The sequence below is a fragment of the Cupriavidus sp. 05N40 genome, from assembly GCF_056397305.1.
The window spans coordinates 21,669-36,308 of sequence record NZ_JBFTND010000053.1; the positions used below are offsets into that span (position 1 = coordinate 21,669).

At 64.9% G+C, this 14,640-nt stretch carries 12 protein-coding genes and 1 pseudogene; 1 reads left to right on the plus strand and 12 read right to left on the minus strand.

The window, feature by feature from the left end; translation table 11 throughout:
* Window positions 1-49: 49 nt before the first annotated feature.
* The 8 genes from atpB to AC1DO7_RS14870 form a co-directional block, all read right to left on the minus strand.
* The gene (gene atpB / locus AC1DO7_RS14835; protein ID WP_441612883.1) at window positions 50-913 is read right to left on the minus strand and encodes a F0F1 ATP synthase subunit A; all 864 of its coding nucleotides are present in this window, start codon (window positions 911-913) and stop codon (window positions 50-52) included.
* Window positions 914-1,166: 253 nt separating this feature from the next.
* Complete coding sequence (locus tag AC1DO7_RS14840) at window positions 1,167-1,700, minus strand: ATP synthase subunit I (RefSeq protein WP_441613049.1); 534 nt, start codon at window positions 1,698-1,700, stop codon at window positions 1,167-1,169.
* 332 nt (window positions 1,701-2,032) lie between these two features.
* Complete coding sequence (locus AC1DO7_RS14845; protein ID WP_441612882.1) at window positions 2,033-2,935, minus strand: ParB/RepB/Spo0J family partition protein; 903 nt, start codon at window positions 2,933-2,935, stop codon at window positions 2,033-2,035.
* 38 nt (window positions 2,936-2,973) lie between these two features.
* The gene (locus AC1DO7_RS14850; RefSeq protein ID WP_441612881.1) at window positions 2,974-3,747 is read right to left on the minus strand and encodes a ParA family protein; all 774 of its coding nucleotides are present in this window, start codon (window positions 3,745-3,747) and stop codon (window positions 2,974-2,976) included.
* 68 nt (window positions 3,748-3,815) lie between these two features.
* Entirely contained in the window at window positions 3,816-4,523 is a 708-nt protein-coding gene (gene rsmG, locus AC1DO7_RS14855) for a 16S rRNA (guanine(527)-N(7))-methyltransferase RsmG (protein WP_441612880.1), read from the minus strand.
* A complete protein-coding gene (gene mnmG, locus AC1DO7_RS14860) occupies window positions 4,524-6,464 on the minus strand; it encodes a tRNA uridine-5-carboxymethylaminomethyl(34) synthesis enzyme MnmG (RefSeq protein WP_441612879.1) in 1,941 nt (646 codons plus the stop codon).
* A gap of 194 nt (window positions 6,465-6,658) precedes the next feature.
* Window positions 6,659-7,549, minus strand: coding sequence for an N-formylglutamate amidohydrolase (locus AC1DO7_RS14865; RefSeq protein ID WP_441612878.1), 891 nt, complete (start codon window positions 7,547-7,549; stop codon window positions 6,659-6,661).
* A gap of 4 nt (window positions 7,550-7,553) precedes the next feature.
* Window positions 7,554-8,549 carry a tripartite tricarboxylate transporter substrate binding protein BugE gene (locus tag AC1DO7_RS14870; RefSeq protein ID WP_441612877.1) on the minus strand — a complete coding sequence of 332 codons (996 nt, stop codon included), beginning with the start codon at window positions 8,547-8,549 and terminating at the stop codon, window positions 7,554-7,556.
* Between the two features lie 160 nt (window positions 8,550-8,709).
* Between AC1DO7_RS14870 and AC1DO7_RS14875 the strand changes: the two genes are divergently transcribed.
* Entirely contained in the window at window positions 8,710-9,654 is a 945-nt protein-coding gene (locus AC1DO7_RS14875; protein WP_441612876.1) for a LysR substrate-binding domain-containing protein, read from the plus strand.
* Window positions 9,655-9,930: 276 nt separating this feature from the next.
* On the opposite strand, the gene AC1DO7_RS14880 is transcribed toward AC1DO7_RS14875, so the two are convergent.
* The 4 genes and pseudogenes from AC1DO7_RS14880 to AC1DO7_RS14895 form a co-directional block, all read right to left on the minus strand.
* Window positions 9,931-10,674: an ABC transporter ATP-binding protein gene (locus AC1DO7_RS14880; protein WP_441612875.1), complete on the minus strand. Its 744-nt coding sequence runs from the start codon at window positions 10,672-10,674 to the stop codon at window positions 9,931-9,933.
* A 9-nt stretch (window positions 10,675-10,683) separates the two neighbouring features.
* Window positions 10,684-12,570 carry a branched-chain amino acid ABC transporter ATP-binding protein/permease gene (locus tag AC1DO7_RS14885; RefSeq protein ID WP_441612874.1) on the minus strand — a complete coding sequence of 629 codons (1,887 nt, stop codon included), beginning with the start codon at window positions 12,568-12,570 and terminating at the stop codon, window positions 10,684-10,686.
* Between the two features lie 10 nt (window positions 12,571-12,580).
* Window positions 12,581-13,552, minus strand: a pseudogene (locus AC1DO7_RS14890) (branched-chain amino acid ABC transporter permease); the annotation flags it as partial.
* 142 nt (window positions 13,553-13,694) lie between these two features.
* Window positions 13,695-14,640 (minus strand): ABC transporter substrate-binding protein (locus tag AC1DO7_RS14895; RefSeq protein ID WP_477116286.1); only part of this gene is annotated, 946 nt, incomplete at its 5' end.

A 14,640-nucleotide genomic window follows, 5' to 3' on the forward strand; every position in this document is an offset into this window, starting at 1 on the left:
AGACTTGGAACTTGAAAAACTGAAAACCAAAAAACCAAAAACCGGAAAATCAGTGGTGATCATGTGCCTGGCCGATGTACACCAGCGTCAGCATCATGAAAATGAAGGCCTGGAGCAGGACGATCAGGATGTGGAAGATCGCCCATACGGTACCGGCCAGCACGTGACCGACGAAGCCCAGCGCGGACAGGTCCGCACCGAACGTCCAGATGGAACCCAGCAGCGCGATCAGCAGGAACACCAGTTCGCCGGCGTACATGTTGCCGAACAACCGCATGCCCAGCGAAACCGCCTTGGCGAGGAATTCGATGAGATTCAGGACCAGGTTGAACGGGGCCAGGTACCACTTGGCGCCGAACGGGGCCGAGAACAGCTCGTGCATGAAGCCGCCGGCGCCCTTGATCTTGAAGCTGTAGTAAATCATCAGCACCAGCACCGAGCACGACATGCCCAGCGTACCGTTCAGGTCGGCCGTGGCAACCGCGCGGTGGTGCGGCAGGTGGATGTGGAAGATGCCCAGCAGGCCGTTCAGGCCGGTGACCCAGTCGACCGGGATCAAGTCGATGGCGTTCATCACGGTGATCCAGCAGAACACCATCAGCGCCAGCGGGGCGATAAAGGAACGGTCGCCATGGATGATGCCCTTGGCCTGGTCGTCGACCATTTCGACGATCATCTCGACGAAGGCCTGGAAGCGGCCCGGCACGCCGGCCGTGGCGCGGCGCGCGGCGGCGTACAGGAAGATCACGGCGATCGCCCCGCACAGGACCGACCAGAACACCGTGTCGTAGTTGAGGACGCTGAAATCGACCACGGAGGCTTGCTTGCCGCCAACCGTGTTCAGGTTCTGCAAGTGTTCGGCGATATAGCCGGAGGGGGTGAGCGCCTGTTCGGCGCCTTGAGCAGCTGACATGTCGAAACGAACCGTAATATTGCGAAACCAGTGGCCGGCATTCTGCCGGTACGCTTCTTGCACCGCCTTCAGCATGAGTCGCTGGTCACCGCGGGCAAGGACGTCTTAACCTTATCTGCGCCGCGCTTCACCGTTGTGACGCGCCACGCCAAAAAACTCTTGATATTCCGTTTTCGTGCCCCAACTCGATGGGATGCACTGTATTCGAACCACCGCGGCCGCCTTGTCTGTGGACAAGTCCGCAGCGACGCGTTCAGCGAATCGCCAGCGCCACCCAGTAGGTCTTCAGCGCCAGCAAAAACGTGACCAGCATCGGCACCCAGCGCAACTCGCGGTACAGCACCACCACCAGCACAAACAGGGCGACGGTGGCAAACACCTTGATGGCCTCGCCGACGACCAGGCCGCCGACCGAGGTACGCTCGCGCGACAGCCACAGGCGCAACGCGAAAAAACCGCTCGGCACGAAACATACGACGCCGCCAAACAGCGCGGACCAGCCAGCCGCCGCGGCATCGCCGCTGGCGAACACTCGCCACGCAATGGCCGACAGAACCGTCACCGCCACCTGCGCCAGCACGACCCTGCCGGGCGTCATGCGCGAAGGGCGCAGCGCACGCGCACCGAGCAGCGTTTCCGCTTCCGCGCGCGACAGCGGCTCGACCGCCTCTTCCTCGCGCTCTGCCTCGTCCTCCCAGGCATCGCGCGCCTGCCAGTCCTTGTCCTGACGGGCATCTCGACGATCAGAAACCACCTGCGTATTGCCTCTGCTGGTTGTTAACTCCATGCTCGGAACTTTCTTGGACCGGCTGGAATTCAAACCGCACGATTTTACGAGGAATGCACCATCAGAGTCAATCTGCTTACAGTCTCCTTGCAACGGTGCGCAATCTCCTTTCGCCCACGAGGCCATACTGCGCGCGAAGCGACGGCGCGCCAATAACGCGGCAGGTAATTGAGACTTTCGGCCCGCGTGGCGCAACATCATCGTTTATTGGCCTTGCGTAAACCTGACAAAGCCTGACAAAGTCCGTCGCGCAGGCGCAACCGCGGCGCCCGCTTCGCGAGCGCCGTGCGTTAATCGCGCACTATTTTAGGAAAATAAAGCTGAGCCTGTCGTCAGGCCGGGGACTGGCTTTCGCCCTGCTCGCGCAGACGCGTGAGCACACCGTCGAGCGCATCGTTGCTGGTGAAGTGAATGGTGAGCTGGCCCTTGCCGCGCACGCCCAGCTTGATCTGCACCGGCAGGCCAAGCACGTCGGACAACTCCTCCTCGAGACGCGCGACATCGCGTGCCGGCGCCACGCCATTCTGCCGCATCGAGCGCAGATCGAGCGGCCTGAGCGTGGATGCGACCAGCTTCTCGGTTTCACGTACCGAGAGGCGTTTGTTGACGATCTGGTTGGCGAGCGTGATCTGGTTGGCGCCGTCCACGGCGAGCAGCGCGCGCGCGTGTCCCATGTCGAGATCGCCCGCCATCAGCATGGTCTGCACCGGCTGGGCCAGGTTGAGCAGGCGCAGCAGATTGGACACCGCGCTGCGCGAGCGCCCCACCGACTCGGCCGCCTGCTCGTGCGTGAAATCGAATTCGCGCACCAGCCGCATGATGCCTTGCGCCTCTTCCAGCGGATTGAGGTCCTCGCGCTGGATGTTCTCGATCAGCGCCATTGCGGCGGCGGCGTCGTCGGCCACATCCTTCACGAGCACCGGCACTTGTTCAAGCCCGGCGATGCGCGACGCGCGGAAGCGGCGCTCGCCGGCGATGATCTCGTAGCGGTCCGGCTCCGCCACCCGGCGCACCAGGATCGGCTGCATCAGGCCCTGCGCGCGGATGCTCGCGGCCAGCTCCTGCAGCGCGCCTTCGTCCATGCGCGTGCGCGGCTGGTACTTGCCGGGCTGCAGCTGATCCAGGCGCAGCACGGAGGGCGCGCCCTCCTGCTTCACGGCATCGACGATTTCGGCGGGGCCGCCAAGCAAGGCTTCCAGTCCGCGGCCCAGGCCCTTTTTCTTTGCAGTGCTCATCTCGTTATCCCGCTTGCTATCTTCTGTACGAAGCCCGCTCAGTCGAGCAACCTGACCCGAGCAATCATCTCTGCGCCAAAGTCCAGGTAGGCCTTCGCGCCCTTGGAGGACGGATCGAAGGCCACGCCCGGCACGCCGTAGGACGGCGCTTCCGCCAGCCGCACATTGCGCGGGATGACGGTCTTGAACACCTTCTCGCCGAAATGCGATTCCAGCTGGGCGGACACTTGCTGCTGCAAGGTCACACGTGGATCAAACATCACACGCAACAAACCGATCACCTTGAGGTCGCGGTTGAGATTGGCGTGTACCTGCTTGATGGTATTGACGAGATCGGACAGCCCTTCGAGCGCGAAGTACTCGCACTGCATCGGCACGATCACGCCGTTGGCGGCGCACAGGCCGTTGAGCGTCAGCAGCGACAGCGACGGCGGGCAGTCGATCAGCACGAAGTCGTACTCGGCATCGACTTCGGCGATGGCATTTTTCAGGCGGCGCTCGCGCTGGTCCAGTTCGACCAGTTCCACTTCGGCACCGGCCAGTTCGCGATTGGCGGGCAGCACGTCGTACTTGCCCGACTCGGAATACTGGCGCGCCTGCGCGATCGACGAAAGGCCCACCAGGACCTGGTAGACGCTATGTTCAAGCGATTGCTTGTCGATGCCCGAGCCCATCGAGGCATTGCCCTGCGGATCGAGGTCGACCAGCAGCACGCGCTGCTGCTGGGCCGCCAGTCCGGCGGCAAGATTCACCGTGGTGGTGGTCTTGCCGACGCCGCCCTTCTGGTTTGCGATCACGAATACCTTGGCCATAAGCTCTTAGCTGCTCCTGCTTGATTTCAACCTGCCGGGGTGGACGCCGGCGACAACCACCGGCCGGGTCAGCGGCGCGACAGCACCACCAGGTGACGTTCTGCATCCAGTTCCGGCACGGTCAGGCGCGGCACCGCCTCGACCTGCCACTCCTCCATCATCCCCGCCGCTTCCATGCGGTCGATTTCGGGCTGCGGATAAACGCCCTTCATCGCGATCAGCTTGCCTTGCGGCGCGAGCAGGTGGCCGGCGAGCGAGACGAAGTCGCTCAGCTCGGCAAACGCACGCGAGGTGATGACGGCGTAGCCCCTGGCATCGTCCAGCTTCTCCACTGGTCCCCAGTGGGCGGCGGCATTCGACAGGCCAAGCTGCGCCCGGCACTGCGTCAGGAATGCCGTCTTCTTCTGCACGATGTCGACCATCAGCACGGACAGGTCCGGGCAGGTAATGGCCAGCGGCAGGCCGGGCATGCCGCCGCCGGAACCGACGTCGAGCACGCGGGCGCGCGCGCCCTCCTCCACCGCAACGCTGCGCGCGGCCTCCGCCAGCGCCGGGACGGCGGCCAGCGAGTCGAGCATATGGTGCGTCAGCATCTCGTCGGGATGGCGGATGGCGGTCAGGTTGTAGATTGCATTCCACTTGCGCAGCAGCGCCAGGTACGCGAAGAGCTGGTCGATCTGTGCCGCGCCAGGTGCAAGCCCGATGGCGGACAGCCCGGCTTCCAGGCGGCGGCGCTGGTCGGCGTCATCCACGGCGGGGTAGCGTTGGCCCCGCACTCAGGCTGCCTCTTGGCCGGAGCCGGACTTGGTACGGCCCATGCCCCGCTTCTTCAGGTGAACCAACAGCAGCGAGATCGCGGCCGGCGTCACACCCGAGATACGCGAAGCCTGGCCGAGCGTCTCGGGTCGGTGCTGGTTCAGTTTCTGGCTGACCTCGAAACCGAGGCCGCGCACTTCGGTGTAGTCGAAGCCGTCCGGCAGGCGCGTGGTTTCATTCGCCTCCAGCTTGACGACCTCGGCGGCCTGGCGTGCGATATAGCCGTGGTACTTGATGCCGATCTCGATCTGCTCGCGGATCTGTCCGGTCAGCAAGGGATCGGCGTCGAGCGGCTGCTTGGGTGCGTACTTCCCATCCTGCAACGCCATCAATGCGTCGTACGCCACGGCGGGGCGGCGCAGCAAGTCGGCGAGGTTGTACTCGCGCTCGATGGCCTTGCCGAGCAAGGGCACGGCATCGGCCTCCGGCAGCAGGGCCGGATTGACCCAGGTGGTCTTCAAACGCTCTGTTTCACGTGAAACGGCGTCGCGTTTACGGTTGAATGCATCCCAGCGCACATCGTCGACCACGCCGAGCTCCCGACCAGCCTCTGTCAGACGCATATCGGCATTATCTTCCCGCAGGCTCAAACGGAATTCTGCGCGGCTGGTGAACATCCGGTACGGTTCCGACACCCCGCGGGTGATCAGGTCATCGACCAGAACCCCAAGATAGGCCTGGTCCCGGCGCGGCGTCCAGGCTGCGCGCTCGCGTACGAAGCATCCCGCGTTGATGCCGGCCAGCAGGCCCTGGGCGGCGGCTTCTTCGTAGCCGGTGGTGCCGTTGATCTGCCCTGCGAAGAACAGGCCCTGGATTGCCTTCGATTCCAGCGACGCCTTCAGCGCACGCGGATCGAAGTAGTCGTACTCGATGGCATAGCCAGGGCGCAGGATATGCGCGTTCTCCATGCCGCGGATCGAATGCACCAGTTCGAGCTGCACATCGAACGGCAGGCTGGTGGAGATGCCGTTGGGATAGAACTCGTTGGTGGTCAGCCCTTCGGGTTCGAGGAAGATCTGGTGGCTGTCCTTGCTGGCAAAGCGATGGATCTTGTCCTCGATGCTCGGGCAGTAGCGCGGCCCCACCCCTTCGATCACGCCCGTGTACATCGGCGAGCGGTCGAGGCCGCCGCGAATGATGTCGTGGGTGCGGGTGTTGGTATGGGTGATCCAGCAAGGCAGTTGCTGCGGATGCTGCTCGGCGCGCCCCAGGAAGGAGAACACCGGCACCGGGTCGAGATCGCCGGGCTGCTCCTCCATCACCGAGAAATCGATGGTCCGGCCATCGATACGCGGCGGCGTGCCCGTCTTGAGGCGGCCCTGCGGCAGCTTCAGTTCTTTCAGGCGCGCGGACAAGGAAACCGATGCCGGATCGCCAGCGCGTCCACCGGTGTAGTTGTCCAGGCCCACGTGGATCTTGCCATCCAGGAAGGTACCGGCGGTCAGCACCACCGCGCGGGCGCGAAAGGCGATACCGACCTGGGTCACGGCCCCGACTACGCGATCCCCTTCCACCATCAGGTCGTCCACTGCCTGCTGGAACAGCATCAGGTTGGGCTGGTTCTCCAGCCGTGTCCGGATTGCCTTGCGGTACAGCACGCGGTCCGCCTGGGCGCGCGTGGCACGCACAGCCGGGCCCTTGCTGGAGTTGAGGATACGGAACTGGATGCCCGACTCATCCGTGGCCGCGGCCATGGCGCCACCCATTGCATCCACCTCTTTGACGAGATGGCCCTTGCCGATGCCGCCGATCGACGGATTGCAGCTCATCTGGCCGAGCGTTTCGATGTTATGGCTCAGCAGCAGCGTCTGGCAGCCCATACGTGCAGCGGCGAGCGCGGCTTCGGTGCCGGCGTGGCCACCACCGACGACAATGACATCGAATTCTTTTGGGTAAAGCATGGACGGGACCTCCTCCGGGAGGCTGACGGGAATCATTCGGGATGCCGAATTATAGCGGCAATCGCTGCTGCTTTTTTGCGCAGCAACACGTTTCACGTGAAACATGCCGCATAGAAGACTCGAGTGTGTTCCACGTGAAACAAAAAAGCCGGGCACCAGGCCCGGCCTTCCGTCACGCCACGATTGCGGTGGCGCTATGCGCCGCCCTGCTCCCGGACATAGGCGGCAATGCGTTCTACCAGCCTGCCCAGGTCGGCTTGCACCCGGGCAAATCCGGCATTGCGCTCGCGCGTCGCCTCATCCATATACAGCGGCCGCCGGATCTCGATCTGCAGGCTGTTGCGCCGCTCCGCCGGGCGACCGATCTGCGCAATCAGCTGCACCCCTTTGTACGGATCATTGCAGGCCACCGTATAGCCCATCGCCCGCAACTCGGAAGCTACCAGCCCGACGAAGGCCGGCTCGCAGGTACTGCCATCCCGGTCGCCGAGCACGAAGTCGGCCAATGCATGCGCGCTCTGTATCTTGAGCCGCTCATAAGCATTGTTCGGCATCGAGTGCAGGTTCAGGTGCCAGAGCGCGCCGAAGCGGCCGTAGGCCTCCTCCACCGCCGCGGACAGCGCCTGGTGATACGGCAGGTAGTAGCGGTCTATCCGGTTGCGTACCTCTTGCAGCGAGAGCTTGCGGTCGTAGATCGGCGTGGACGCATCCAGGTTGCGCCAGATCAGGCCATAGCCCAGGCGTGTCTTCTCGCCTGGCGCCAGTGGCTCGGGCCAGGTACCGTCGAGCAGGCCCGGATCCAGGTCGTCGAGGGTACGGTTGGGATCGATATAGACGCGCGGGAAATTCGCCGCGATCAGCGTCCCGCCATGCCGCGGCACCGCTTCCCACAGGGCCTCGACATGGGTATCCTCGCCGCCGCGCAGCGGCTGTCCGGAGATGGCGGCGCCAAAATCCCGTGGATACCGCGTGCCGCTATGCGGTGAATCACACACCAGCGGCAACGGCTGGCCCTGCGGCGCGAAGTAGGCGAACGGCGCGAATTCGGCGGCGGACTGCGCCAGGTTCTCAGGCTTGCAGCTCATGCGATCAGTCCAGCTTGATGTTGGCTGCCTTGGCCACGCGTGCGTAGCGTGCCATGGCTTGCTGGATCTGCACCTTGAATCCGTCCGGCGTGGTCGGCACCAGGGTGCCACCCGACTCCTCCACCTTGCGCTTGAACTCCGGATTCAGCATGGCCTTGTGGACAGCGCGGTTGAGCTTGTCGACGATCGCCGGCGGCGTTCCTGCCGGCGCCACGATGCCGAACCAGCCGCCATCGCCCATCTCCTTGTAGCCCAGTTCGGCGTAGGTCGGCACATCGGGCAGCTGCGGCGAGCGGGTCGCGCCCAGCACGGCCAGCGCGCGCAGGCGCCCCGATTTCACGTGGGGAAGCGTGGATGAGAGGTTGTCCGTGATGGCGTTCACCTGCCCTGCCACCGCATCGTTGAGCGCCAGCCCCGCGCCCTTGTAAGGCACGTGCAGCAGATCGATCTTGGCCAGCATCATGAAGTTCTCGATATTGGCGTGACCGAGCGAGCCGGCCCCCGGGGAAGCAAAGCTGTACTTGCCCGGGTTGGCACGCGCCAGCGCGATGAACTCCTGCATGGTCCTGGCAGGTACGCTGGGATGCACGGCAAAGACGCTCGGGATCGCCACGACATTGGTCACCGGCGCGAAATCCTTGAGCGGATCGTAGTTCAGCTTGGCGAACACCGCCGGATTGGAGCCGTGCGTGCTGACCGTCGCCATGCCGATGGTGTAGCCGTCCGGGGCCGCGCGCGCGACCTGCTCCATGCCCAGCGAACCGCCCGCGCCTCCCTTGTTCTCCACCACGATAGACTGGCCCAGTTCACGGCCGCCGAACTCCGCTACCAGGCGTGCCGACAGGTCGGTCGAGCCACCGGCGGCGAACGGCACGATCAGGCGGATCGGGCGATTGGGATAGGCGGCCTGTGCCAGCGCACCGCCGGCACCGGCTGCGCCAATGGTGGCTGCCAGGCACGACAGGACTAGGCGCCTGCGCGACTGCTGGGCTCGGTTCATGAAGACGTTCTCCTTGGCTTTATCTGAGCAAGTCTGAGTAAGTCGCCAAGTGTCGGGCAGTTTACCGGTGACGCACAAACGACTATATTGCACGATTGCATTACCAAAGCTCATCGTCAGTTCACCTCCCACTGGTCTGCTCCCGGACCCGCCCTCCCCCATGCGGCTGCGCTCACCGTCGATGTCCGAACTGCATGCCTTTGCCGCGGCCGCCCGGCTGGGGAGCTTCACGCGGGCGGCAGAGGATCTGTGTGTGACGCAGGGTGCCATCAGCCGCGCCATTGCCCGGCTCGAGGCGCATTTCGGCATTTCCCTGCTCCAGCGCAACGCCCACCGCCTGACCCTGACGGACGCTGGCCGGCAGCTGCTGGAGTCGGTGGCCGGTCCGCTGGCGGCGATCGAAAGCGCCAGCGCAGCCCTGCTCTCGCGCGACCGCCGGCATCACCTCACCCTTTCCGCCGTACCCACCCTGGCCAGCGTCTGGCTGGTACCGCGGCTGCCGGCGTTCCACCGCCGCCATCCCGACATCCGCCTCGATTTCGTGCCCTACCGTCGCGACGAGGACTTCTCCGGGCCGGCCCCCGACGCCGCCATCCTGCCCGGCACCGCTGACCACTGGCCAGGCCTGCAATGCGACTACGTGATCGGCAGCGAGGTCGTGCCCATCTGCCATCCCGACCGCGCCCGCGCGCGCCGCGAAGCCGGGCGCTGGTCCAGCCCCGCCGCACTGCTGGACGAACCCCTGCTGTTCCACACCACCGCACCGGCCAACTGGCAGCACTGGCTGGAGGCTGCGGGCGTACCCAGTGCTGCGCCCGCGCTCGCCACGGGCTTCGACCAGGTCTCGATCCTGGTGCAGGCGGTCAAGGCGGATATGGGCGTGGCAGTGCTGCAGCGCTGCCTGGTGCGCGAGGAGATCGAATCCGGGCGCGTGGTAGCGCCGTTCGACCTGCCGATCCGGCTGACGCGCGGCTACTTCCTGTGYACGCCGCGCGAGCGGCATTCGTACCCGGCGCTGGCGTGCTTCAGGGAGTGGTTGCTCGAGACGGCAGCCCAGGACCCCGATGTGAAGGGTGTCCAGGCTCAATATTCGCCGGATAGATGATTATCTTTTAATTTTGATGTCTCAAAGTCGTACTGCGAATGAAATCGGTATCGTCAACACTTCGTTGTCATTGCGACGAATTTCAATGCAGCAATTCTGAGCAAGTACATTCATCCAGTGAATATTTAGCGTACCAATCGCTGCGCTCTCGCCGGGGCCGAGCCCTTCCGCCCAATGCCACCGACCTTCCCGGAGTCGAATCCGCCGCACAAATAAATAACGACGAGCTTGGCCCGCCGTTATTCATCCCGGGAATTTTAGACGCCGATTGAAGGCTCAGGCCGCCTTTTTCGCCAGTCCCAGGTACGTCTCGATCACCTTCGGATTCGCTGCCAGTTCCTCCGCCGGYCCTTCCATSGCCATGTCCCCGGTYTCGATSACATAGCCGTAGTCGGCCACCTGCAGCGCTGCCCGCGCGTTCTGCTCGATCAGCAGCGTCGCCACGCCGGTTCTGCGCAGATCGTTGATGATGTGGAARATCTCCTTSACGATCAGCGGCGCCAGCCCRAGGCTGGGCTCGTCCAGCATCARCAGYTGCGGCTTGGCCATCAGCGCGCGGCCCACCGCCAGCATCTGGCGCTCGCCGCCGGAGAGCGTGCCCGCATCCTGCCGGGCGCGCTCCTTCAGCCGTGGGAACAGGCCATAGACGACCTCCATCTGATCGAGGAAGTTCTTCTCGCCGGCACGCTTGCGGCGGTATGCGCCAAGCACCAGGTTGTCTGCCACGCTCATCGAGGCAAACAGCTCGCGCTTCTCCGGGACCAGGCACATGCCGCGCGCGACCCGCCCTTCCACGGGCAGGCCGGCCATGTCGTGGCCGAGGTAGCTGACCGTGCCGGACGACGAGCCGCTGACCGGCAGCGCGCCCATGATGGCGTTGAGCATGGTGGACTTGCCCGCGCCGTTGGGACCGATCACCGTGACAATCTGGCCGGCCTCCACCTTGAGGCCGGCGCCGTGCACGGCCTCCACCTTGCCATAGCGCACATGGAGGTCTTTCACTTCGAGGATCAGGCTCATCTCTTTTCCTTACTCCACGCCACCGAGATAGGCTTCGAGAACCGCGGGGTTCTTCTGCACGTCCTCGGGCACGCCTTCCGCGATGCGCGTACCAAATTCCATCACCACCAGGCGGTCGGTGAGGTTCATGACGAAGTCCATGTCGTGCTCGACCAGCAGCACGCTCATGCCTTCGCCCTTGAGCTTCTTCAGCAACTCGGCCAGTGCCTGCTTTTCCTTGTAGCGCAGGCCCGCGGCGGGCTCGTCGAGCAGCAGCAGCGCGGGATCGCAACACAGCGCGCGGGCGATCTCGAGGATGCGCTGCTGGCCCAGTGCCAGGCTGCCGGCTTCCATGTACATGCAGTCGGCCAGGCCCACGCGCTCGAGCTGCCGCGCGGCTTCATGCAGCAGCTTGTCTTCCTCGCCGCGGTTCATGCGCAGGATGGCAGCCGTGACGCCGCCCTGCGCAGCGAAGTCGCCGCGCAGGTGCGCGCCGATTGCCACGTTCTCGAGCACCGTCATGGTCGGCAGCAGATGCACGTGCTGGAAGGTGCGGCCGATGCCGCGCTTGACGATTTCGCGCGACGGCAGCCCGGAGATCGCCTCGCCGCGGTAGCGCACTTCGCCGCGCGTCACGGGCAGCACGCCGGTGACGAGATTGAAGGTAGTGGACTTGCCCGCGCCATTGGGGCCGATCAGCCCTACGATCTCGCCGGCGCGCACCTGGAAGCTGACATCGTTGACCGCCACCAGCCCGCCGAACTCCTTGCGCGCGGCCTGCAAGTCGAGGATCAGCTCGCCTGCCTGCGGCTTCGCGCGCAGCGGCAGCGGCTCCGCCTGCGCGGGCGCCAGCACCGGCGGCCCGCCGGGCACCAGCTTGCGGATAAAAGGCCAGATGCCATCGCGTGCGTACTGCAGCAGCAGCACCATCAGCACGCCGAACACGATCGTCTCGAAGTTGCCGTTGGCGCCGAGCAGCTTGGGCAGCACGCCTTGCAGGACGTCCTTCAGGATGGTGAGGATGCCGGCGCCGAGCACCGCGCCCCACACATGCCCCACGCCGCCCACCACGGCCATGAACAGGTACTCGATGCCGTAGTTCAGGCCGAACGGCGTCGGGTTCACCGCGCGCTGCAGGTGCGCGTAGAGGAAGCCCGAGATGCAGGCCAGCACGGCGGCCACCACGAAGATCACTACCTTCATCCACGCCGTGTTCACGCCCATTGCCTCGGCCATGGTGCCGCCGCCCTTGAGCGCGCGGATGGCGCGGCCCGGACGCGAGTTGAGCAGGTTCTGCATGGCGATCACCGCCAGCAGCACCACGGCCCAGATCAGGTAGAACATCGAGCGGCCCGAAGCCAGCTCGATGCCAAGCACGTGCAGCACGGGGATGCCGTTCAGACCATCGTACTTGCCGAGGAACTCCAGGTTGCCGAACAGGAAGAACAGCGACAAGCCCCATGCGATGGTGGCCAGCGGCAGATAGTGCCCGGACATGCGCATGGTGATCAGCCCGATCACATAGGCCGACCCCATCGTGATCGCCAGTCCCACCAGCAGGCCAAGCCACGGAGACAGCCCGAACTGCGTGGTGAGGTACGCCGTGCTGTACGCGCCGAGGCCGACGAACGCAGCCTGCCCGAACGACGTCATGCCGCCCACGCCGGTGAGCAGCACCAGCCCGATGGCGACGATGCTGTACAGGCCGATGTAGTTGCCCAGCGTGATCCAGAATTCAGGCGTGGGCAGCACCGGCAGCAGCGCCAGCACCACCGCGAAGGCCAGCAGGAAAAGCCGGTTGCGTCCGGCGGAGTTTGTCCGGCGGGTCCTGTTGCCGGTCGCGCCCGCGCTGCCCGCCGCGCCGGTGCCGGCCACGGCGCTCTTGCCATTCGCATTCTTGGCGTTTGCATTACTCATGGCCTGCTCCTTATTCTTCGTCTTCCACATGCTTGCTGTTCAGCGAGCGCCACAGCAGCACGGGCAGGATCAGGGTGAACACGATGACCTCCTTGAAGGCACTGGCCCAGAAGGAGGAATAGGATTCGAGCAGGCCCACGAGAATGGCACCCGCGGCAGCCACGGGATAGCTCACCAGGCCGCCCACGATGGCGCCGACGAAGCCCTTCAGGCCGATCAGGAAGCCGGATTCGTAGTAGACCGTGGTCAGCGGTGCGATCAGGATCCCGCACAGCGCGCCCATCGCCGCGGCCAGCGTGAACGACAGGCGCCCGGCCTGCGTGGTGCCGATGCCGACCAGGCGCGCGCCGAGCCGGTTGACCGCGGTGGCGCGCAGCGCCTTGCCCGCGATGGTGCGCTCGAAGTAGAAATACAGTGCGGCGATCAGCAAGCCGGAGACGCCCACCACCCACAGGCTCTGTCCCGATACCGTCAGGCTGCCCACGTCGAAGCGCATCTCCGAGAACGCCGTGGTGCGCGAGCCCTCGGCCCCGAACATCACCAGGCCGAGGCCCACCAGCGCGAAGTGCACGCCCACCGAGACGATCAACAGGACCAGCGTGCTGGCCTCGGCCAGCGGCTGGTAGGCCAGGCGGTACAGCATTGGCCCCAGCGGCACCACGATCAGCAAGGTCAGTGCAATCTGCGCTGCCATCGGCATCGGTTGCGCGGCATATTGTTGTGCCAGCACATGCACCGCGAGCGGGAACACCAGGTACTTGCCCGCCAGCACCGCGAACCGTGTGCCCGCGGTTCGGCGCAGTTCGGCGCTGCGCAGCACGGTGACGGCCTCGTAGAGAAAGGTGAGCACGCCCATGGCAAGCAGCAGCCAGCTGCTCTGCGGCGCATGGCCGGCCTGGATCGCCGCCAGCGTGAGCGCGCCATAGGCGACGAATTCACCCTGCGGAATGAAGATGACGCGGGTCACCGAGAACACCAGCACACGTTAAAGATCGTGCATGACGGAAACGGTGTCAAGTACGGGATTGCCTGTAGACCGCGCCACGCGTCCCGCGCTCGCGGCACAAACAAAAAGGGCGCATGGCTGAGCATGCGCCCTTTTTGCGGCTACCCCCGAAGCCAACCTACTTGGTCTGCAGCTTCCACTTGCCGTCCGTGATCAGCACCATCACGCGCGAGCGCTGGTCCAGCCCGAGGTGGTCGGTCGGCGTCATGTTCATGATGCCGTGGGAGATCGGCAGTTCCTTGGTCTGCTCCATGGCATCGCGCAGCGCCTTGCGGAATTCCTTGGTGCCAGGCTGGCCCTTCTTCAGTGCCTCGGGAATGGCCCGCTGCAGCAGCAACCCCGCGTCCCAGGCGTGGCCGCCGAAGGTGGAAACCTGGCCGCCAAAGGCCTTCTCGTAGGCCGTCTTGTAGGCCATGGCGGGCTTCTTCACCGGGTTGCTGTCCGGCAGCTGCTCGGCCACCAGCAGCGGGCCGGCAGGCAGGAAGGTGCCTTCGCAATCCTTGCCGCAGACACGCAGGAAGTCCGCATTGGCAACACCGTGGGTCTGGTAGATCTTGCCCTTCCAGCCGCGCTCCTTGAGCGCCTTGGCCGGCAGTGCGGCGGGCGTACCCGAACCAGCGATCAGCACCGCGTCGGGATTGGCGGCCATCATCTTCAGTACCTGGCCGGTGACCGATGTATCGGTGCGCGCAAAGCGTTCGTTGGCCACCACCTTGATCTTGCGCATCTCGCCGACCTTGGCGAATTCCTGCGCCCAGCTGTCGCCATAGGCATCCGCGAAGCCGATGAAGGCCACCGTCTTCACGTTGTTGTTGGTCATGTGCTCGGCAATGGCGGTCGCCATGTGCGAGTCGTTCTGCGGCGTCTTGAAGACCCAGGCGCGCTTGGCGTCCATCGGCTCGATGATGCGCGCCGAGGCGGCCAGCGTGATCATCGGCGTCTCGTTCTCGGCCACCACGTCCACCATCGCCAGCGAATTCGGCGTCACGGTCGAACCCACCACCACATCGACCTTGTCCTCGCTGATCAGCTTGCGCGTGTTCTTGACGGCGGTAGTGGTATCG

What these genes read in the sequence shown, in the direction of transcription:
- AC1DO7_RS14840 (WP_441613049.1), bottom strand. Translation starts at nt 1,700, where the DNA reads ATGGAGTTAACAACCAGCAGAGGCAATACGCAGGTGGTTTCTGATCGT.
- atpB (WP_441612883.1), bottom strand. Translation starts at nt 913, where the DNA reads ATGTCAGCTGCTCAAGGCGCCGAACAGGCGCTCACCCCCTCCGGCTAT.
- AC1DO7_RS14865 (WP_441612878.1), bottom strand. Translation starts at nt 7,549, where the DNA reads ATGAGCTGCAAGCCTGAGAACCTGGCGCAGTCCGCCGCCGAATTCGCG.
- mnmG (WP_441612879.1), bottom strand. Translation starts at nt 6,464, where the DNA reads ATGCTTTACCCAAAAGAATTCGATGTCATTGTCGTCGGTGGTGGCCAC.
- AC1DO7_RS14870 (WP_441612877.1), bottom strand. Translation starts at nt 8,549, where the DNA reads ATGAACCGAGCCCAGCAGTCGCGCAGGCGCCTAGTCCTGTCGTGCCTG.
- AC1DO7_RS14845 (WP_441612882.1), bottom strand. Translation starts at nt 2,935, where the DNA reads ATGAGCACTGCAAAGAAAAAGGGCCTGGGCCGCGGACTGGAAGCCTTG.
- AC1DO7_RS14885 (WP_441612874.1), bottom strand. Translation starts at nt 12,570, where the DNA reads ATGAGTAATGCAAACGCCAAGAATGCGAATGGCAAGAGCGCCGTGGCC.
- AC1DO7_RS14850 (WP_441612881.1), bottom strand. Translation starts at nt 3,747, where the DNA reads ATGGCCAAGGTATTCGTGATCGCAAACCAGAAGGGCGGCGTCGGCAAG.